We start from the raw sequence: 20,198 nt of genomic DNA, 5'->3' as shown, positions 1-20,198 counted from the left end.
AGGTGGAGGCCCCCCCCCCCCCCGCCCCCCCCCCCCCCCTTCCCCCTCCCCCCCCCCCCCCCCCCCCCCCCCCCCCCCCCCCCCCCCCCCCCCCCCCCCCCCCCCCCCCCCCCCCCCCCCCCCCCCCCCCCCGTACGCGCGGACCCTGCTGGCACTGACCGGTCCGACTCCCGTGCCTGCCGCCCACCGAGCGACGCCGGCGGACCGGCCCGGTCCCACGTCGTATTCTTTGCCGACGCAGAGGCAGGTCACCGTACTCCGGGCGGCCGTTCACCTGGAGAAGGCGGGAATGGGGCTCATCGACGTGGACCACGCGGGGCTGGTCGTCGCGGCGCAGGCAGGCGACGGCCGGGCGCGCGAGGAGCTGATCGCCGCTTACCTGCCGTTGGTCTACAACGTCGTGGGGAGGGCGCTGAACGGACACGCCGACGTCGACGACGTCGTCCAGGAGACCCTGCTGCGTGTGGTGCGTGACCTGCCTGCCCTGCGCACCCCCGAGAGCTTCCGGTCCTGGCTCGTGGCGATCACGCTGCGCCAGATCACCACCCACCTGCACCGGAAGAAGGCCCTCGCCGACCGGACCACCGCCATCGACGAGGCACACCGGATACCGGATGCCGGCGCCGAACCCGTGGACACGGCGATCCTCCGGCTGCATGTCTCCGACGAGCGCCGCCGCGTGGTCGAAGCCGGCCGGTGGCTCGATCCGGACCATCGGGTGCTCCTCTCGCTCTGGTGGCAGGAGTGCGCCGGTTCGCTGAGCCGTGAGGACATCGCCGCCGCGACGGGGCTCACGGTCGCCCACGTCGGAGTACGTCTGCAGCGCATGCGCGAACAGTTGGAGCTGTGCAGGACGATCGTCGCCGCGCTGGAGGCCGACCCGCGCTGTCCCCGACTGGACGAGGTCCTCGTCGGCTGGGACGGTCAGCGCGCATCGGTGTGGCGTAAGCGCATGGCGCGGCACACGCGTGACTGCCCGGTCTGCGCGGGGGCGGCGACGGAACGGGTTCCGGCCGAACTGCTCCCCCTCGGCCTCGTGACCCTGGCCGTCCCGGCCGGACTGGTCGCCGCGCTCGTCGCCAAGGGCCTGCTGCCGGGTACCACCGCCGTCGCCGCCGGGCCGGCCGCGGCTCACGTCGCCGTAGGCACCGCCACGGGGGGAGGCGGCCTGCACGCCGCACCGGCCGGCAAACTCACGGCGATCACCGCCCACCCGCTGGTGAGCCTCGCCGCCGGCGCGGCGCTCGTCGCCGGAACCGCCACCTACGTGGCCTGGCCGGAACCGGCGCCTCGGGTATCCGCCGTCACCGCCGCCCCCACGGCCGGCACCGACTCACCGGCCCCGTCGCGCCCCCCGACGTCGGACGACCCGTCCACCCCCGGCCCGTCCACCCCCGGCCCGTCCACCCCGGGGCCGTCCACCCCCAGTCCGTCCGCCGCCGCGGCCACTGTCCCGCTCGGTGCGCGGTCGCTGGAGTCCGCGGACGAACCCGGGCTGTTCGTCACCTTTGCCGGCGACCACGCGACGCTCGGTCCCCTCTCCGCGTCCAGCGGTGCGCAGACCCGGAACCGCAGCACCTTCACGGTCATCGCGGGGCTGGCCGACACACGGTGCGTCACCTTCCGCGCCGCGGACGGCCGGTACCTTCGCCACTCCTACCTCCGGCTGCGGCTCAGCAACGACGACGGCAGCGATCTGTTCCGCGAAGACGCGACCTTCTGCCCGCGCCCGGGGTCGGTGGCGGGTTCGGTGACCCTGCACGCGCACAACTATCCCGGCTCCGCCCTCCGCCACCGTGACGGAGGGATCTGGCTCGACGGCTCCGACGGAACACGGGCGTTCGCCGGGCAGGCATCCTTCCTCGTGCGCGGTGCCCAGCCCTGAGAGCTGCCTCCGCGCACGCCGCTCCCCACCGGGCAGCGTGCCGGGTGCCGCCTCCGCGGGACGACCGAACTGCGGGGCCCGGCACAGCACTTTCCGCCCTTGGTGCGGACCGTCCCACACCGTCCCGGGTTGTCACGAGGATCCGCGGAACTCCCGCGTACCGTGATCGCCTGCCGCATGGAAGGTCCATGTGTCCGGCGGCCCGTGCGAGGCAGGCCGGTGGCGAGCGATGGGGCTGTGATGAGCGAACCGACGAAGCCTGTGATCGAGATTCCGGAAGGGGCTGCGCCCGTCGAACTGACGCTCCGGGACCTCGTGGTCGGGGACGGGCCCGAGGCGCGGCCGGGCACGGTCGTCCAGGTGCACTACGTAGGGGTGACGTTCGCGTCCGGGAGGGAGTTCGACTCCTCCTGGGAGCAGGACCGGCCGTTCAAGTTCGCCGTGGGGGGTGGCAGGGCCATCAAGGGCTGGGACCGGGGGGTGAGGGGGATGAGGGTCGGCGGGCGACGTGAGATCATCGTCCCCCCGCGTCTCGGCTACGGCAAGCAGTCACCCTCTCCGCTGATCCCGGCGGGCTCGACGCTGATCTTCGTCGTGGACCTGCTCACGGTGGTGGGAGGCCCGCCGGAGCGAGGCCGGGCCTGACGGACTCGGCGTCGGCTCGGCGGCGAGGAGAGCGAAGCCGTACACCAAGACCTGAGCTGCGCGGCCTCGGCTACCTCGCTCCGGACGCCACCACGGCCTCCGGTGTGGGGGAGCGGCTGGTCGTCGATCTCACCCCGGCCGTGGAAGCCTGGCTGATCCCGCGGCGTCGCGGATTCGGCCCGCTCGCTGACGAGGGCTGACCACCGCAACCCCCCTGCCCTGCCCTGCCCTCGGCTCGCCCCGCTTCGGAGGCCTTTGGACGCTCGGGAGCTGTGTTCCGGCCCGGGAGCCGGCGCGGGTTCCGGTCCACCCGGCCCGGCCGCTCGGGTCATGGGCCTCGCACTCCTCCCGCGCCGACGACGTCGTACGGGAGACCAACACCCACCGCGTGCCATCGGGTGTCGGGGCCGGGTGGCGGGCGGCGGCACGGGGCGCGTTCTCGGGGCTCAGGGGGCGAGCAGGGCGGAGAGCATCCGCCTGACGACCAGGGTCAGTTCGGCCGGGTCCGGCGCCGGGCGGCCGGCGGCCGGGGCTCCGGCGAGGCGGTCGTACAGCAGGCCGTCGGTCCAGGCGACGAGCAGGTCCGCCGCCCGTGCCGGGTCGGGGGCGCCGAGCGAGGCCAGCAGCATGGCGGCCCTGGCGCGTGCGGCGCGGCCGGCTCTCTCCAGGTCCGCGCGGAGTTCGGGGCGGCGGGCCGCCTCCAGGCTCAGCTCGAAACGGGCCAGTTGGCGGTCGCGTCCCGTGGTCAGCCAGTGGTGCAGCAGTGCGGCGAGGGCTTCGGCGGCGGAGTCCGGGTCCGGGGTGCCGTGCCGAGCCTCCCAGTGGTCCACATCGGCGACCGTCAGCGTGGCCAGGCGGAGGTAACAGGCGCTGATCAGGGCGGAGCGCGTGCGGAAGTAGTACGACGTGCTGCCGGCGGGCAGCCCCGCCGCGGTGTCGACCGCGCGATGGGTCAGGCCCCGCAGGCCTGCGGCGGCCACGGTGGCGATGGCGGTGTCGGCGATCAGGTCCCGGCGGTCGGGGCGAGGGGCAGGCATGCTCCGCACTCTATAGCTGTAGAGTGCGGAACGTGACCCTCTACAGGTGTAGAGGGCGTGTGTGGGGAGGGCGGTCCTTATGGGTGTTCGTCGTGCTGTCGTGGCCGGAGGCGGGATCGGGGGCCTGACCGCTGCGGTGGCGCTGAGCCGTCGCGGATGGCGGGTGACCGTGTGCGAGCGGGCCCCCGCCCTCACGGGGACCGGCGCGGGCATCGTGCTCGCCCCCAACGCCCTGCGTGCCCTGGACTCGATCGGCCTGGGACCCGCGGTCTCGGAGGGTGAGCCCCTGGCCGGTGCACTCGGGCTCCGTACCCCCGACGGTGCGTGGCTGAGCCGGACCGGAGCTGTGGCCTCCCGCTACGGGCTTCCCGCCCGTGCCGTGCACCGCGGCTTCCTGATCGACGCCCTTGCCACCGCCCTGCCGCCCGGCGCCCTGCGCCTCGGTGTCTCGGTGAGCGGCGTGGACGACGCCGGGGGCGCGGTGGTGGTGCGTACGACGGAGGGGGAGCTGCGTGCCGATGCCGTCGTGGCGGCCGACGGGCTGCGAAGCGTGCTCCGGGGGCAGCTCTTCCCCCGGCACCCCGGCCCCCGTTACGCCGGTGAGACCGGCTGGCGGGCGGTGCTGTCCGGCGGCGGCCTGCCCGCGCTGCCCGCGGCCGAGACCTGGGGGAGAGGGGAGCGGTTCGGGATCGTCCCCCTCGCCGACGGCCGGGTCTATGTGTACGCGACCGCCGTCACCGGCCCCGGTACGCGGCCGGCCGACCACCTCGCGGAGCTGATCCGGCGCTTCGGCGCCTGGCACGATCCGATCCCCGCGCTGTTGGACCGACTGGAGCGGTCGGAGCGGCACGGCCCCGGCCGCGTCGGCATCCTCCACCACGACCTCTACGAACTCGCCGCGCCCCCGCCCCGGTTCCACTCCGGTCGCATGGCCCTGCTCGGCGACGCCGCTCATGCGATGACGCCCAACCTGGGCCAGGGCGGCTGCCAGGCCATCGAGGACGCGGTGGTCCTGGCACACCTCCTCGCGGGCGACGCCGACGTACCGGCCGCGCTCGCCGCCTACACGGAGGCCCGGCACGGGCGCACCACCCGGATCAGCCGCCGCTCCCGGCGCATCGGCGCCCTCGCCCGTCTCTCCCATCCCCTGGCCGTCTCCGTCCGCGACTTGGCCGTACGGGCCACGCCCTCGGCGGTCACGGCACGAGGGCTGGACACGCTCCTGGGCTGGCAACCCCCGCGCGACCCGGCCCCGGCGACCGGTTCGGGCCCGGCGCCCCGTCACGCCGCGAGCCCGGCCCGGGGTTCCGGCCCGGCCCCGGCCCCGCCCTCCGCACCCGCATCCGCCCCGCCCCCGACACCCGCCCCAGCCGCCCGCCCGTCCGTCGACATCGAGGAGCAGCAGCCGTGACCACCGCGACCCCCGCCGCCCGGACCTCCGCCGGAGCCGGCGCCGTACGGCCCTTCAAGGTCGGCGCCTACGGATACGTCGTCCTCGGAGTCGGCCACCTCGCCCTCTCCGCCGTCATGGCCTCGGCCGCCCGGACCCCCGAGCAGCGTACGGCCGACACCGCCCTGCGGGAGTCCGCCTTCACCCTGCTCGGCCTGGAACGCAGCACCCTCGATGTCACCCACGGCATGAGCATCGCCATGGCCCTCTTCGCCGTCACCTGCGGTCTGCTGATGCTCGCCGCCGTCCGTCACGCCCCCGGCCTCGTCCAACGGCGTACCGCCTTCGTCCGGGTGCCCCTGGTGGCCTCCCTGACCGCCCTCGGGGCAGCGCTCCTCCTGCTGCCCGTTCCGCCGATCGCGGTCCTCACCGTCACCAGCTGCGCTTTCGCCCTGTCGCTGCGGAGAGGAGCCGCCGCCTGACCTACGACGTACGGGCCGGGAACCCCGCCCCATGGCGCCGCCGCCCGTCGTGCCGCGATACTGCGGGCCGACTGTTCCTGCCGAAAGGGCCCCCGTGACGCACCCGTTCCCCGCAATCACCCGGTTCGGCCTCGGCGGCGTGGCGCTCGCGCTCGCCCTCGCGGCCTCCACCCTGCCCGCCACGGCCGCCCCCGCCGACGCCGTACGCGTCACCGAGCGGCCCACCGTCGAGGAGCGGCGACTCGACCGGGCCGCCCCGCGGGAGATCCTGCGGCGCAGCGGATTCGACGCCCTCGCCCCGCGCTTCGCCCGCTCCCTGGAGGGCTCCCGCAGCTACGCCCAGGCGGAGCGGGAGGTCACCCGCCACGCCTCGGCGCTGTGGCGGCGGGCCGTGGACCGTGCCCAGGGGCGGGGCCCCGCCGGGGGAGACCTGAGCCGGGGCGACGACCGGCCGCTGTACTGGGCCCGGCTCGCCCTCAGCGGCGAACTCCGAACGTGGACACCCCGGTTCGCCCTGGACGAGCAGCGGCGCGCGGCCCTGCACACCGCTCTGGAGACCGCCTCGCGCGGCCAGGACGACGTCCGCCGCCCCGGGCCCGGGGTGAAGCGGGTCCTCGTCACGGGCTTCGACCCGTTCACGCTGGACCGGGACGTCCGGATCGGCAACCCCTCGGGCGCGAGCGTGCTCGCCCTGGACGGCACCCTGGTGCGAACCGCCCAGGGACCTGCCCGGATCGAGACCGTGGTCTTCCCGGTCCGCTGGACGGACTTCGCCGACGGGGCCGTCGAGCGGGCCCTCGCCCGGCACCTGCCCCACCTGGACCTCTTCACCACCGTCAGCCAGGGCCGCCCGGGCCGGTTCGACGTGGAGCGCACCAACGGCGCCTGGCGCGGCGGCTTCTCCGACAACGAGAACCTCTCCCGAACGGGGACCGTCCCCGTCACCGATCCCGCCTCGCAGCCGCAGTGGACCTCCACCACCCTCCCGTACCGCCTGCTCACCGAGGCGGACACGGGCCGCTTCCCGGTGTACGACAACACCGAGGTCACCGAGATCCCGGCGGGCGCCACCCAGCCGGTGACCAGGCCGAACGGGCCCACCCCGGGCTCGACCGCACGGGCCGGTGGCGGCGGCGACTACCTCTCCAACGAGATCGCCTACCGGGCCACCCTGCTGCGCGACCGGCTGGGACTGCCCCGGCTGCCCGGTGGCCATCTGCACACACCGGTGCTCCAGTTCGGCACGGGCAACACGGACCCGGCGACGGGCACCGTCACCGACCCGGAGTTCGAACGCAACCGTGCGGACATCGTGCGCCAGGTACGGGCCCTGGTGGTGACGGCGGTGGGCGCGGCACCCGGAGACCGGGCGACCGGTTCGGGGGGATGAGCCACCGATGAGTATTCGTGCCCGGGGCGGTCCACCCGGGTATGAAGACGCACACGCTCACCACAGACGATCTGCACGCCGTGATCGGGGTGCTCGGCGGCGGCCCGGTCGAGATGTTCGCCAGCAGCGGTGGCGCGGTCACCGCGCTCGCGCTCATCGCACGCCACCCCGGCGATGTCTCCGTCCTGGTCGCCCACGAACCGCCGCTCATCACCCTCACCCCGGACGGCCCCGCCGCCGTGCGGGCCCGCGCCGCCGTCCGGGAGGCGTACGAGCAGCGCGGGTGGGGCGCCGGGATGGCCGCCTTCATCGCCATGACCTCCTGGGACGGCGAGTTCACCGACGCGTACTTCGCCCGGCCGGACCCCGACCCGGCCGCGTTCGGGATGCCCACCGAGGACGACGGGGCGCGGGACGACCCGCTGCTCTCCGACCGGTCCTGGGCGATCAGCGACCACCGCCCGGACGTCGAGGCCGTCACGGGTGCGCCCACCCGGGTGGTGATCGCCGTGGGGGAGGAGTCGCGGGCCGTCCAGACCGGGCGTACGTCGGATGCCGCCGCCGCACTCCTCGGGCAGCGGGCGACCGTGTTCCCGAGCCACCACGGCGGCTTCCTGGACGGGGAGTTCGGCTACCCCGGCAAGCCCGACGAGTTCGCCCACCGGCTGCGCGAGGTGCTCGACGGCGCCCCGTGAGCCGGAGCGCGCCCGGCCCACCTGCCCCGTCCGACCGAGTGATCGTTCCCGGGCGGGGTAGCGAACGGATATGACCACTCACAGAACAGCACCCGATCCCGACGGATATGTGCAGCCGCGGCTCGACGTCCCGGCCCTGACCGGGCTGCTAGACGGCGAGTACGCCGAGGTCCGCGACCTGGTCCGCACCAACCTGGTGACGTACGCCTCCGTCCTGGAGGAGGCCGACGAACTCGGCATCGACGCGTTCCGCGAGCGGGTGCGCGAGCTGGTGGTCGGGATGGCGGCGACGGGACAGACCGGCATGGGCTTCCCGAAGGCGTACGGCGGGGGCGGCGACGTCGGGGCCTCGATCGCCGCCTTCGAGACGCTCGCCTTCGGTGATCTGTCGGTGCTGGTGAAGGTCGGCGTGCAGTTCGGGCTCTTCGGCGGCGCGATCCTCCACCTGGGCACCGAACGCCACCATGACGCCTATCTGCCCCGCCTGATCACCGGGGAGCTGATGGGCTGCTTCGCGATGACCGAGACCGGGCACGGCTCCAACGTGCAGGCGCTCGGCACCGTCGCGCGGTACGACGTCGCCACGCGGGAGTTCGTCATCACCACCGAGGGCGAGCAGGCCCGCAAGGACTACATCGGCAACGCCGCCCGCCACGGTGAGCTGGCCGTCGTCTTCGCCCAGCTGGAGGTCGGCGGTACGTGCGAGGGCGTCCACGCCTTCGTCGTACCGATCCGGGTCGACGGCGAGGCGGCGCCCGGCGTCGACATCGAGGACGACGGCCGCAAGATGGGCCTCAACGGCGTGGACAACGGGCGCATCCGCTTCGACGGGGTGCGCGTGCCCCGCGAGGCGCTGCTCAACCGGTTCGCCGACGTCACCCCCGAAGGCGTCTACGAGAGCGCGATCGACAACCCCGACCGCCGCTTCTTCACCATGCTCGGCACCCTGGTGCAGGGCCGGGTCAGCGTCGGCGGGGCCGGGGTGAGCACGGCGAAGGTCGCCCTCGCCGTCGCCACCAAGTACGCCCTGCGGCGGCGGCAGTTCGCGGCGAACCCCCAGGGGGAGGAACAGCTGCTCCTGGACTACGGGCTGCATCAGCGCCGACTGCTGCCGCTCATCGCCCGTACCTACGCACTGCACTTCGCCCAGGACGTCGTCCGTCGGCAGCTGCACGACGTCTTCTCCGGCGCGGAGGACGACCCGCAGGCCCGGCGTCGGCTGGAGGCACGGGCCGCCGGCACCAAGGCGCTCGGCACCTGGCACGCCACCCGGACCATCCAGGAGTGTCGCGAGGCGTGCGGCGGGGCCGGCTATCTCGCCGTCAACCGGTTCGCCGCCCTCAAGGCCGACAGTGACATCTTCACCACCTTCGAGGGCGACAACCACGTCCTGCTCCAGCTCGTCGCCAAGGGACTGCTCACCGACTACGCGAGCGATTTCGAGGACCTGGACCAGCTCGGAATGGTCCGCTACGTCACCAACCTCGCCGTCGAGACGGTCATCGAGAAGACGTCGGCCCACAAGCTGCTCGAACGCGTACGGGATCTGCTGCCCGGCGGCGACGAGTGGGACCAGGAGGCCGGCCTGCTCGACTCGGAGTACCAGCTCGCCATGGTCCGCTACCGGGAGGAGCACATGCTCGCCGGGGTGGCCCGCAGGCTCAAGAGCGGTATCGACCGGAAGCGCGACGCGGGCGCGGTCTTCTCCGAGGTGCAGGACCACGTCATCGCCGTCGCCCACGCGCACGTCGAGCGGCTGGTGCTGGAGGCGTTCGTCGAGAAGACGCGTACGCTGCCCGAGGGCGGCAACAAGGTGGCGCTCGGCCTGCTCTGCGATCTCTTCGCCCTGTCGACGATCGAGGCGGACCGGGCGTGGTTCATGGAGCACGGCCGGCTCACCGTCCAGCGCTCCAAGGCGATCACCCGCGAGGTGAACGACCTCTGCCGCAAGGTCCGGCCCCTCGCGGGCGACCTCGTCGACGCCTGGGGCGTTCCGGCCGAGATGCTGCGTGCCCCCGACCTGGTGGGCTGACCCGCCGCGCTCCGCCTCCCGCGGCCCGCTACCCGCGGGGTGAGGCCGCCGCCAGCACCAGCCGCACGCAGTGCGCCTCCAGCCGCTCGCGCGGCACGTCGAGCGTGCCGTGCAGCCACCCCCCGAAGAGGCTCGCCAGGCCGCCCACCAGCGCGTGGGCGGCCATGCGGCGGTCGATGCCGTCTCCCGTACCGGCGAGCTGACCGCCTACGAGACCGGTGAAGACCGGCATGAGCCGGTGGCTGTGGGCACCGAGAGCCGGGTCCGCGAAGGGCTCCAGGAGCAGCAGCCTGCCCTTGTGCGGGAAGTCCAGGACCAGGGCGACGAAGGCGGAGACGGCGGCCCGGGCCCGGACCTCCGGCTGCGGGGCGCTCACCGCCACGGCCTCCTCCAGGGCCCTCCTGGCCTCGTCGGCCACCCGCTCGAAGGCGGCCAGGAGCAGCTCGTCCCGCCCGGCGAAGCTCTCGTAGAAGTAGCGGTCCGTCAGCCGCGCCCGTCTGCAGACGGAGCGGACTGTGACGGCCGCGCACCCCTCCTCCCCGGCCAGACGCTCGGCGGTGTCCAGCAGCGCCTGCCGACGGGCCGCGCGACGATCGGCGAGCGTGGTCCCGCCCCAGCTCCGCTCGGCCAACTCGCTTTCCCCTCCGCGCCGTTGCCTGCCCACCCATTGACGACATACGTCCTCACATTCTACCGTTCCAGGTGATGACAGGTGTCCTCAGAAATGGAGGCGCACGTGGAACCACCAGCCCGTGACCCGGGTGGTCCGCCGCCGACCGGACCTCGAACCGTCGACCCCCTCGGCCCCGACTCCCTCACCTGGCGCTGGTTCGGCGACTGGAGAGGGCTGCTCCTCGCCCCCTGGGCCGGGTCGATGCAGAACATGCACCCCGAGCTGGGCGCGGGCGTCGCCGCGCACTCGCGCTTCTTCGAGGAGCGGTGGGAGCGCCTCTTCCGCTCGCTCTACCCCATCGGCGGAGTCGTGTACGACGGCCCGCTCGCCGCCCGTACGGCCCGTGAAGTACGCGGCTACCACGCCTCGATCCGCGGGGTCGACGAGTACGGCCGCCCGTACCACGCGCTGAACCCGGGGACGTTCTACTGGGCGCACGCCACGTTCTTCATGCTGACCGTGCGGGTGGCCGAGTACTTCGGCGGCGGCCTCACGGAGGCGCAGCGGCACACGCTCTTCGACGAGCACGTCCGCTGGTACGCGCTGTACGGGCTCTCCATGAAGCCCGTCCCCGGCAGCTGGGAGGAGTTCCAGCGGTACTGGGACCACATGTGCGCCGACGTCCTGGAGGACAACCGGCCGACCCGGGACGTCCTGAACATGCGCCGGATCGCCCGGCCGCCCCTCCTGCGCCGACTGCCGAAGCCGCTGTGGGCCGCTCTCCGGGCCCCGATGGTCCGGCTGGCGCTGTGGATCACGGTCGGCCTGTACCCCCAGACCGTACGGGACCACCTCGGGCTGCGGTGGACGCCCCGCGACGAACGGCTCCTGCGCGTGCTGGGGCGGCTGGTGCACCGCGTCTGGCGGTGGGTTCCCGAGCGGTACCGCTTCCACCCGCGCGCCCGTGCGGGGTGGGACCGCGAGCGGGGCCGCCCGGTGCCCGGCCCGGTGGAGACCCCCGCCCGCAACCTGCCGCCGCAGGAGCGGCGGGGGCTTCGGCAGCACTACGTACCGGGGAGGTGACAGCGGGCCCTGCCGGACCGCTTCCGGTCACTGGCCTGTAGAGGCGTGCCGCTGCCGCGATCAGCGTCTCCGTGTGCGAGTGGGGCCCGCATCCGGGGGCCGGGGGTACGGCCTCTCATCCGCGCCACCACGGCTCACGCACGTACAGGCTCTCCTCGCCCGTGCACCCCAGACCGCTGGAGATCTCCTCCGTGTCCAGGTTCCAGCCCACGACTCCGCTGCCCTTGCGGCCCAGCTCGATCAGGCGGTTGCTCTCGGTCCGGGTGCCGTCGGTGACCTGGCAGCGGACGATCGAGGTCCATGCCCGCCCGTCCAGTGCCGAGACGAAGCACAGGACGGGGAGCGCCACGGTGGTCAGGCCCAGCGCCACCCACTGTTCGAGGGCCGCCGCCCGACGCAGCCCGGAGGACGGCCGACCGCCGCCCTCGCGGTGTGCCCCGGCCGCCGTCGGCCGCCCGGCACGGAGTCCGTGCGGACGGCGGCGGCCGGTGCGGTACTCCACCACGACGCCCTTGCGCAGCGCGTACGCGGCCAGCCCGGTGCCCAGCCCCCACCAGGGGCCGAAGAAGCACGCGTCCACCACCCCCACCGCGATCGGGTTGGCGGCGGTCAGCGCCGCCCGTCGGAGAGCTGCGGGGAAACCGCCTCCCACCGGTACCGCGCCGCGCGCGGCGAACAGGGCGAACACCACCCGGGAGACGACGACGGCCAGCACGGAGGCGAGGAGCGGATCGGTGAGGACCATACCGATCAGGACGTCCGGCCAGTTCGAGGGTTCCATGGCGACGAACACGTCACGGGCGGCGCCACCGCCCCCGACCGTGTACGCGACCTTCGCCACCGGAACCGCGAGGACCAGCGCCAGCAGGACCGTGTGCCCGGGTCCGCCCCTGCGGTCGGCGGACCGGGGCGGCTCCTCCCCATCCGGTCCGGTGCGGCCGCTGCTCGGGCCCGGCTCGTCCGCCATGGCACCTTCCGTGAGGCCAGGTCCGCCGACGGTGCCGACGCGTACCGTTCAGCAGTCTCCGCGGCTCGCGGGGGAGCGGCCACCGGCACTACGCCGACCGGAGGGCACCGGACGACCTGTCGCCATGGCCGGTCGGCGTCCGGCGGCGTGGAGGCGCGCCCCGAGGGGTCCCGGGGCGCGTGGCCGGGAGCTGCCCGCCCCACCGTTTGCGGAGTGCGGAGCATCGGGTTTGAGTGGGTGGGACCCCCCGCACCCGCTGCTCTGGAGCCGGCATGTCGATGGCCTTCGGTTCTCCGTCCGGTTCGCCGGACCCCTTCAGCGATCTGCTCAACCGCTTCTTCGGAATGTCACCGGCGTCCTCGCCCCCCGCCGTACAGCGTGTGCCCATCGGCCGACTCCTCACGGAACCGGCGCGGGAACTGCTGGACGCCGCCGCCGGCCGGGCGGTCCAGGACGGTACGTCGGACCTCGACACGGAGCACCTGCTGTGGGCCGCCACCCAGGTGGAGCCCACCCGCAGGCTCCTCGTCCGCGCCGGGGTCGATCCCGACGCGCTCGGTGACCGGATCGCCAAGGTGCTGCCCCGGGAGTCCCAGGAGCCCTCCTCCGAGCCCGGACTCACCCCGGCGGCCAAGCGGACCCTGGCTCTGGCGCACGCCCGCTCGCAGGCGGCCGAGGTCTCCTACATCGGGCCCGAGCACATCCTCGGCGCACTCCTGGGCGACGCCGACTCCGGCGCCTCCCGGTTCCTGCGCGCCCAGGACATGGACGTCTCCGAGCTGCGCGGCATGACCGACCGGGCGACCGGGGGCCAGGGCGCCCCGGGCGCCGCGGCGAAGGAACCGGCCACCACCCTGGACGAGTTCGGCCGGGACCTGACCGAGGAGGCCAGGGCGGGCAGGCTCGACCCCGTCGTCGGCCGGGCCGAGGAGATCGAGCAGACCATCGAGATCCTGTCGCGGCGCTCCAAGAACAACCCCGTGCTCATCGGGGAGCCGGGCGTCGGCAAGACCGCCATCGTGGAGGGGCTCGCCCAGCGCATCGTCGCGGGCGAGGTCCCGGACACCCTCAAGGACAAGCGGGTCGTCTCGCTGGACCTGTCCGGCATGGTGGCCGGAGCCCAGTACCGCGGCCAGTTCGAGGAGCGGCTGAAGAAGGTCATCGAGGACGTCCAGCGGGCCGAGGGCGAGGTCGTCCTCTTCATCGACGAACTCCACACCGTCGTCGGCGCGGGCGCGACCGGCGAGGGTTCGATGGACGCGGGCAACATGCTCAAACCCGCCCTCGCCCGCGGCGAGCTGCACGTGGTCGGCGCGACGACCATCGACGAGTACCGCAAGCATGTCGAGAAGGACGCCGCCCTGGAGCGCCGCTTCCAGCCCGTGCTGATCCCCGAGCCCACCGTCGAGGAGACCGTGCAGATCCTCGAAGGGCTGCGGGACGCGTACGAGGCCCACCACCAGGTCCGCTTCGCCGACGGGGCCCTGACGTCGGCCGCCGAGCTGTCCGACCGCTACATCTCCGACCGCTTCCTGCCCGACAAGGCCATCGACCTGATGGACCAGGCCGGTGCCCGCGTACGGCTGCGCAGCGCCAACCGCTCCACCGAGGTCGTCAGCCGGGAGGACCGCCTCGCGAAGCTGCGCCGGGAGAAGGACCAGGCCGTGGCCGCCGAGGAGTTCGGGCGGGCCAAGGAGCTGAAGGAGCAGATCGCGGAGGTGGAGGGCGAACTCGCGGGCATCGAGGAACGCCGCGAGGGCGTCGTCTCCGTGACGGCCTCTGACATCGCGGACGTCGTCTCCCGCCGTACAGGCATCCCGGTCGCCCAGCTCACCGCGGGCGAGAAGGAGCGGCTCCTCAAGCTGGAGGAGGAGATGCACGCCCGGATCGTCGGCCAGGACGAGGCCGTCACCGCGGTCTCCGAGGCCGTACGCCGCAACCGCGCGGGCATGGGCGACCCCGACCGGCCCGTCGGCTCGTTCCTCTTCCTCGGCCCCACCGGCGTGGGCAAGACCGAGCTGGCCAAGACCCTCGCCGAACTGCTCTTCGGCGACGAGGACCGGATGATCCGGTTCGACATGAGCGAGTTCCAGGAGAAGCACACGGTCGCCCGGCTCGTCGGAGCACCTCCCGGCTACGTCGGGTACGAGGAGGCCGGCCAGCTGACGGAGAAGGTGCGCCGCCGACCCTACAGCGTGGTGCTCTTCGACGAGGTGGAGAAGGCCCACCCCGACGTCTTCAACACGCTGCTCCAGATCCTCGACGACGGCCGTCTCACGGACGGGCAGGGCCGCACGGTCGACTTCCGCCACTGCGTCGTCATCATGACGTCCAACATCGGCGCCCACCGCATCCTCGCCCACGAGGGGGATGCCGCCGAGTTGAAGGACGAGCTGATGGAGGACCTGCGGGGACGGTTCCTGCCGGAGTTCCTCAACCGCATCGACGACATCATCGTCTTCCACAGCCTCACCGAGGACGACCTCTCCGAGATCGTCGAGCGTCTGCTCGACCGCAGCAGGCACCGCGTCCACGCGCAGGGGCTGACGCTGGAGGTCACCGAGGCGGCGAAGAAGCTGCTGGTGGCCCACGGTCACCAGCCCGCGTACGGCGCCCGTCCGCTGCGCCGCACCATCCAGACGGAACTGGACAACCGCGTCGCCTCCCTGCTCCTCGGCGGCGAGGCCGAGCCCGGTGACACGATCGTCGCCGATGTGAAGGACGACTCCCTCCACTGCACGATCCGCACGAACAAGGAGTGAACCATGTCCCATCACCACCACAAGTCCAACGAAGAGGTCGAGGGCGACCCCGACACCGGCCACAGCCGAGGCATGCCCCGCCGCCCTGACGAGGAGAAGCTCGACGAGCGGCTGGAGAAGGACCGCGAGGAGGTACGCCGCCCGCCGGAGGACGGCAGCCGGGCCGGCTAGAGGACCGGCGGGCCGACCACCTGCCGGGTACGACGGTCCGCCCGGAAGCGGCATCAGGTGGCGGGGGCCGTCCGGTCGAGGGCGGATCGGGGCAGACCCGGTGCGTCCTCGACCAGGGCTTCTCCTCCAGCCGCCGCCACAGGGGCGGCGCCCGTAGGGCCGGTTCGGTGTACGAGGGCCCCGCATACACCACCCGGAAGATCCGGGAGACCTCGTACGAGCTGCCCCGGACGTGGCGGGGCCCGAACAGCTCCAGCACGGTGACCCGGTGGCCGCGCGCGGCGGGGCGCCGGGCGGCGGACGCCCCGCCGCGAGCGGCCACCCGAAGTGCCGGGAGCGTGTGCGTCCCTACCCGTGCCGGGCCGGTGGCGTACGCGGTGGAGGCAGGGCCGCCCGTCACGGCAATGTGCGTGTGAGCCAGGCCACTTCGCCATTCTCCTCTGTGGAGACGCGGTCCCGCTCGAACCCCAGCTTCTCCAGGACGCGGAGCGAGGGGGCGTTCCAGGTGCCGACGGTCGCCCAGAGCCGCTTCCGGCCGGTCGCCGCCGCCGCGCCCACCACCGCCCCGGCCGCCTCCGTGGCGTACCCCTGCCCGTGCGCGCGGCGGAACAACTCGTAGGCGATCTCGGGCTCCTCCAGGGTGGTGCGGCCGATGATCAGCCCGCAGTAGCCGATGAAGTCGCCCTCGACCCGGCGCTGGACGGGCAGCAGCGCGATCCCCGTCCTCTCCGTCGCGGCGAGCAAGTCCGCGATGGCGGTACGGACATAGTCCACCGTGTGCGTACCCGTGCCGCGTTCGGCGAGGAGGTCGCGGAACGCGGGGGCGTCGGACTCGGCCCACGGCCGCAGGATCAGCCGCTCGGTCTTCAAGTGGAACGCCATCGTCTCGTAGGTCGACATGCCCCCAGCCTGCCCCACGGGCCACCGCTGACCGCTACCGGGCCGACCGCGGCGGTCCGTAGCCCCCCGGCGGCTATCCCGACGACCCCGACCCGGCACCGCCGCCCACCGCCCCGCCCAGCACCCGGTCCAGCGCCCGCGCCTCGTCGTCGAGGCGCAGACGGACGGGATCGTCCGGGAACCCCTCATCCGCGACCTGGCGCCCCAGCACCCTGAACAAGTAGGCGCCTGACAGGACATGGGACCGGGCGTGCCCCCTGTCCGTCGGTACGACGCTGTCGCGCAGGAGGTTCGCGTGCCCGAGCGCCGCCTCGACCAGGCCGGACATCTCCTGCCGGACAGCGGCGGGCAGCGCCGAGCGGTCGAACTGCCGCAGGACGCGCTCGCAGGAGCCGGCCAGTTCGTCGAGCAGGCGCACGGAGAGGTTCACCCCCAACGCGGCGTCGGTCGTCGTCACGCCGCGCAGGAAGTCGGTGTGGCCGGCGGCGGACACCCTGCCGTCCGCGTCCTCCCCGGACACGCTCAGGGCGCTCCGCCCTCTGCGTGTGAGGCAGTTGAGGGCGGGTCGGAAGCAAGGATGCACATGCAGCTCGTTCTCGTAGGCCTGGACCGGAAGGGGCGAGTCGCCCGCGTGGACGACCCCGTCGCCGCGCCGCACCCCGAGGAAGCCGATACCGAACAGGGCCTCCACGATCGCCTGATGCGTGAGCTGCTCGCTGTAGGACGGGTGTGAGGCGAGGAGCGCCTCGCGAATCCGCTCGAACCGCTCCTCCAGCTCATGCCGCCGCACCACGTATCCGCTGTTCTCGAAGAGCGCGAACACCGGGCGCAGGAAGGGAAAGCCGACGTTGTACTCCTTGGCGAGATCGCTCAGCTTCCAGCGGGAGAACAGCTCGGTCGCCTCCAGGACGTCGTCCTCGTACACGGTGCCGTGACCCCGCCGCTCGGCGGTGTCCCGGCACAGGGTCAGGAACTGAATGGCGTCGCGGGGGCGGGCGAGAGAGCGGCGCGCCAGGTACTCGGGGGTGGGCTCCCCGCGTACGGTGGAGGGGAAGACGGCCCCCCAGAGCTGTTCGTGGCCGAGCGGCCGGTCGAGCGAGATCCGGGCCCGCGCCAGAGCCAGGTCCTTGAGGGCGTCCGGAGTCCACATGATGTGGACCTCGTCACTGCGGAACTTGTCGCCGTCGGCGAAGTTGAGCGAATCGTAGATGTCGGCCCGCACGAACAGCACGCAGCGCACCGCGCGTTCATAGTGTCCCGTCACGTACTTGGCCGCGAGCAACAGACCGGTGACCAGCGCATGGCTCTCGGTGTCCAGCCGCCAGACCTGCTCCAACTGGTCGACGAGAATCAGCAGCGGCTCATGCTCGTCGGCGCAGCGGAGTGTGTCGAAGGCCGCCTTCACACCGGCCTCCAGCGTGTCCAACTGCCGTGCCGCACGCGCGCCTTCGGAGAACGCCTCTTGCTGTCCACCCTCGGCGGAAGCCGTCGCCTCGACACCGAAGGCCTTGAGGGACAGCGATGCCGACTGGAGCCCGCGCGCGCCGCGCCGCAGCCTCTCGGTCAGCTTCGCGTCCCCGGACTCGTCGTTCGCGGCCAGGAAACCGCGCAGCGCGCGGACCGGGGCCGGTGTCCGGAGGCCGCCGTGGACGAGGCGGGCATGGTCGGTGACATAGCGCGCGGCGTGCACCGCGAAGATGTACCGCCAGATCAGGGACTTGGCGGTGTCCGCCGTGAGGCCCTGGAGCTCGAAGCGGCGGATCTCGTCGCCCGCCGCGTCGTCCGGGGTGATCAGCGCGGTCTCACCCGGGTAGGCGCCCTGGGCGAGATGGGCGCAGATGGCGCTCTTGCCGGACCCCTTGCGCCCGATGACGAGGGACTTGCGGCCGGTCAGGGCGGCTTCGTAGGCGTACGTGGGCTGGAAACCGCGCCGGAGCAGGCCGTTGGAGAAGTCCGTCTCCGCGTCGTCACGGCCGAAGAAGAGGCGGTCGACCGGCCGGTGTGCGTGCTGCAAGCTCTCCCCCTGTGCGCCTGGCGTCGCGCCCGCCGGCCCGGGGCGCACGGGCCCGCCTGCCCCGGGGGCCTCCCCGGTGGGGCTGCGGTCGGCCCGGCCGGCGGAGTGGTCGGGCGGTGTGCGTGGTGCGGCCCAACTCTACGACGGCGGCGGGCGGTCCGAGGGGGCTGCCGGGTGATTTCGGGTGTCCCCGTCGGCCCGTCGGCCCGTCGGCCCGTCGGCCCGTCGGCCCGTCGGCCCGTCGGCCTGTCCGCCCGTCCTCCCGGTCCGCAGGGGCGACCAGGTGACAGAAGCCGTCTCCGTCCGCCCGGACCGGGGGGCGGCCGGGTGACCGGGGGCGGCGTCCTGGTTCGCCCGCACGACTCTGCCTGTAGGGCCCCGCACGTACAGTCCCTGCGGTACGACCTCGCCCGGGCGGCCCTCCGTACAGGACCGGTCGTACCGGGCGGACGGGTGGCCCGACGCCCCGGCCGGGCGGGGCCGGTCCCTCGGTGGGAGGGCCGCATCGCCGCGGGAGGGCCGGGGCCGGTCGGGCGACCGGCGGGCTCAGGCCGGCCAGGTGCCCGTGAGGCGCCGGGTCACCTGGGCGCCCGAGCGTTCGACCGTGGCCTTGACCACGGCGAAGACCGCCCCCTGGAGGGCGGCGGCGAGGAGGATCTGCCCCCAGGGGCGGTCCTCGTCCAGGGCGTCGGGGGCGTCGCCCTCGGCCTCGACGAGCTTCCAGACCTGCCTGAACGCGGCGCCCGCGACCATCCCGCTCACCGCACCCAGGACCAGCCCCACCGGCCTGTAGGCGATGGTGGACGCCTTCATCGGTTGCGCCCGCGGCTACGGCGGATCAGCAGGAAGGCGACCAGCAGCGCACCACCCGCCAGGAGCGGGGCACGGTTGGCGCGGGCGGCCGTCGCGGCCCTGTCCGTCCTCTCCAGCAGCGGGTCGGGCGTACGGTCCGCCGCGTACCGCCGGGCCTGCTCCGTCCCGCCGCGCACCTGCGCGGCTGCCTGCGCCGCCTTCTCCCGTACGGCCACCGGCGTCCGGTCCTTCACCACCCGGGCCGCCTGCTCCGTCTTCTCGCGGAGTCGGCCGGAGGCGACGGCGGCCTTCTCGGCGGCCTGTTCCCTGACGGCCGCGGCCTGTTCGCGTACCACCGCGGCCGCCCCCTTCGCCTGCGCCGTGAGGTCTCCCTCGTGGGTCGGCGCCCCAGGGGTCCCCCCGAGTCCCTCGTGCGCCCGCTCGACCTGCTCGCGCAGCTCGTCGGGGGCGGGGGTGCCCAGCTGCCTCTGTGATGCGTCGCTCATCGGTGAGCCCTCTCCTTGACCTCGGTCGGGTATGCCCTCGCCGCCCGGCTACCCGGCATCCGCGCGGGCATCCCCCTGACCGGCCGGGGGAGCGCTACCAGGCCCCGGAGCCCGCCGGACCGCCGGACCGGGGGACGTCGAGCAGGGAGATCCGAACGCGGATGCGCTTGCCCACCGGTTCGCGGCACACCTCGAAGCTCTCGCAGACCGCGAGAACGATCTCCAGACCGTGCTGCTCGGCGCGCGTGGGGTCGGCCGGGCGGGCGGTGGGCAGCACCGAACCGGTGTCCCACATCGTGATGTCCAGGACGGTGTCGCCCGCTTCGAGGTCGAGCAGACACGGGCCCGGCGCGTACTTGCAGACGTTCGTGGCCAGCTCGCTCACCACCAGCTGCGCGAGGTCCATCGCCCGCTCGGAGACGTCCATGCCGTGCCGCGACCGCACGCCGGTCAGGAACTCGCGTACGAAGGCCCGGGCGCGGGCGATCTCTCCCGAACCCATGTCGTACGCGGCACTGCCCAGCACCGGGACCGTGTCCGTGCTCGCCGCGCACCGGTCCCGGCCGGTCCCTCGATCCGTCGTCAACAGTTCCACGTGGTGCTCCATGTCCCCCGTCGGATGGACCGCAGCGCACGGCCCGCAAACGTCACCCGCCTACCCGCTGCCGCGCCGTTCACTCCCGGTCCGTGCGGGGAAAGGCAGCGGAGCCCAACGGTCCCGGGGGGGGGGGGGGGGGGGCGTGGGGGGGGGGGGGGGGGGGGGGGGGGGGGGGTGCGGGGGGGGGGGGGGGGGGGGGGGGGGGGGGGGGGGGGGGGGGGGGGGTGGGGGGGCGT

General features: G+C 73.8%; 17 protein-coding genes and 1 pseudogene. 10 read left to right on the top strand and 8 right to left on the bottom strand.

Annotated elements, in window-relative coordinates:
* The first annotated feature begins 289 nt into the window (after window positions 1-289).
* Window positions 290-1,885 (top strand): sigma-70 family RNA polymerase sigma factor, encoded by a 1,596-nt coding sequence (locus AC0682_RS12805; protein ID WP_478532717.1) that lies wholly within the window; start codon window positions 290-292, stop codon window positions 1,883-1,885.
* A gap of 240 nt (window positions 1,886-2,125) precedes the next feature.
* On the top strand, window positions 2,126-2,530 hold the full coding sequence (locus AC0682_RS12800) for an FKBP-type peptidyl-prolyl cis-trans isomerase (protein WP_478532716.1): 405 nt from the start codon (window positions 2,126-2,128) through the stop codon (window positions 2,528-2,530).
* Between the two features lie 446 nt (window positions 2,531-2,976).
* On the opposite strand, the gene AC0682_RS12795 is transcribed toward AC0682_RS12800, so the two are convergent.
* The gene (locus AC0682_RS12795; RefSeq protein ID WP_478532715.1) at window positions 2,977-3,567 is read right to left on the bottom strand and encodes a TetR/AcrR family transcriptional regulator; all 591 of its coding nucleotides are present in this window, start codon (window positions 3,565-3,567) and stop codon (window positions 2,977-2,979) included.
* A 79-nt stretch (window positions 3,568-3,646) separates the two neighbouring features.
* On the opposite strand from AC0682_RS12795, the gene AC0682_RS12790 reads away from it, so the two are divergent.
* From AC0682_RS12790 to AC0682_RS12770, 5 genes and pseudogenes are all read left to right on the top strand, one after another.
* Window positions 3,647-4,978 (top strand): FAD-dependent monooxygenase, encoded by a 1,332-nt coding sequence (locus AC0682_RS12790; RefSeq protein ID WP_478532713.1) that lies wholly within the window; start codon window positions 3,647-3,649, stop codon window positions 4,976-4,978.
* Window positions 4,975-5,439: an LIC_13387 family protein gene (locus AC0682_RS12785; protein WP_478532712.1), complete on the top strand. Its 465-nt coding sequence runs from the start codon at window positions 4,975-4,977 to the stop codon at window positions 5,437-5,439. The genes AC0682_RS12790 and AC0682_RS12785 overlap by 4 nt, the downstream gene beginning before the upstream one ends.
* A 94-nt stretch (window positions 5,440-5,533) precedes the next feature.
* The gene (locus AC0682_RS12780) at window positions 5,534-6,829 is read left to right on the top strand and encodes a pyroglutamyl-peptidase I (protein ID WP_478532711.1); all 1,296 of its coding nucleotides are present in this window, start codon (window positions 5,534-5,536) and stop codon (window positions 6,827-6,829) included.
* A gap of 50 nt (window positions 6,830-6,879) precedes the next feature.
* A pseudogene (locus AC0682_RS12775) lies at window positions 6,880-7,524 on the top strand (alpha/beta fold hydrolase); the annotation flags it as partial.
* 70 nt (window positions 7,525-7,594) lie between these two features.
* Window positions 7,595-9,556 (top strand): acyl-CoA dehydrogenase family protein, encoded by a 1,962-nt coding sequence (locus tag AC0682_RS12770; protein ID WP_478532709.1) that lies wholly within the window; start codon window positions 7,595-7,597, stop codon window positions 9,554-9,556.
* Window positions 9,557-9,584: 28 nt separating this feature from the next.
* Here AC0682_RS12770 and AC0682_RS12765 read toward each other — a convergent pair whose 3' ends face one another.
* Window positions 9,585-10,187 (bottom strand): TetR/AcrR family transcriptional regulator, encoded by a 603-nt coding sequence (locus AC0682_RS12765; RefSeq protein ID WP_478532707.1) that lies wholly within the window; start codon window positions 10,185-10,187, stop codon window positions 9,585-9,587.
* Between the two features lie 93 nt (window positions 10,188-10,280).
* Between AC0682_RS12765 and AC0682_RS12760 the strand changes: the two genes are divergently transcribed.
* Window positions 10,281-11,252 carry an oxygenase MpaB family protein gene (locus AC0682_RS12760; protein WP_478532840.1) on the top strand — a complete coding sequence of 324 codons (972 nt, stop codon included), beginning with the start codon at window positions 10,281-10,283 and terminating at the stop codon, window positions 11,250-11,252.
* Window positions 11,253-11,367: 115 nt separating this feature from the next.
* Here AC0682_RS12760 and AC0682_RS12755 read toward each other — a convergent pair whose 3' ends face one another.
* The gene (locus AC0682_RS12755; RefSeq protein WP_478532706.1) at window positions 11,368-12,219 is read right to left on the bottom strand and encodes a hypothetical protein; all 852 of its coding nucleotides are present in this window, start codon (window positions 12,217-12,219) and stop codon (window positions 11,368-11,370) included.
* Between the two features lie 272 nt (window positions 12,220-12,491).
* Between AC0682_RS12755 and AC0682_RS12750 the strand changes: the two genes are divergently transcribed.
* Window positions 12,492-14,981: an ATP-dependent Clp protease ATP-binding subunit gene (locus tag AC0682_RS12750; protein ID WP_478532705.1), complete on the top strand. Its 2,490-nt coding sequence runs from the start codon at window positions 12,492-12,494 to the stop codon at window positions 14,979-14,981.
* Between the two features lie 3 nt (window positions 14,982-14,984).
* Complete coding sequence (locus tag AC0682_RS12745; RefSeq protein WP_478532704.1) at window positions 14,985-15,152, top strand: hypothetical protein; 168 nt, start codon at window positions 14,985-14,987, stop codon at window positions 15,150-15,152.
* A gap of 396 nt (window positions 15,153-15,548) precedes the next feature.
* Here the strand turns inward: AC0682_RS12745 and AC0682_RS12740 are convergent, their stop codons facing one another.
* The 5 genes from AC0682_RS12740 to AC0682_RS12720 form a co-directional block, all read right to left on the bottom strand.
* Window positions 15,549-16,052 (bottom strand): GNAT family N-acetyltransferase, encoded by a 504-nt coding sequence (locus AC0682_RS12740; protein WP_478532702.1) that lies wholly within the window; start codon window positions 16,050-16,052, stop codon window positions 15,549-15,551.
* Between the two features lie 73 nt (window positions 16,053-16,125).
* On the bottom strand, window positions 16,126-18,066 hold the full coding sequence (locus tag AC0682_RS12735; RefSeq protein ID WP_478532700.1) for a P-loop ATPase, Sll1717 family: 1,941 nt from the start codon (window positions 18,064-18,066) through the stop codon (window positions 16,126-16,128).
* A gap of 546 nt (window positions 18,067-18,612) precedes the next feature.
* Window positions 18,613-18,879 carry a DUF4235 domain-containing protein gene (locus AC0682_RS12730; RefSeq protein ID WP_478532699.1) on the bottom strand — a complete coding sequence of 89 codons (267 nt, stop codon included), beginning with the start codon at window positions 18,877-18,879 and terminating at the stop codon, window positions 18,613-18,615.
* Entirely contained in the window at window positions 18,876-19,364 is a 489-nt protein-coding gene (locus AC0682_RS12725; protein ID WP_478532698.1) for a hypothetical protein, read from the bottom strand. The genes AC0682_RS12730 and AC0682_RS12725 overlap by 4 nt, the downstream gene beginning before the upstream one ends.
* A gap of 94 nt (window positions 19,365-19,458) precedes the next feature.
* Window positions 19,459-19,959, bottom strand: a complete 501-nt coding sequence (locus AC0682_RS12720) for an ATP-binding protein (protein ID WP_478532696.1) — start codon at window positions 19,957-19,959, stop codon at window positions 19,459-19,461.
* Between the last annotated feature and the right edge of the window lie 239 nt (window positions 19,960-20,198).

The organism is Streptomyces sp. NPDC043746, from assembly GCF_056436485.1.
The sequence above is the reverse complement of the archived record's forward strand: the minus strand, read 5'-3'. Positions and strand labels throughout refer to the sequence as shown.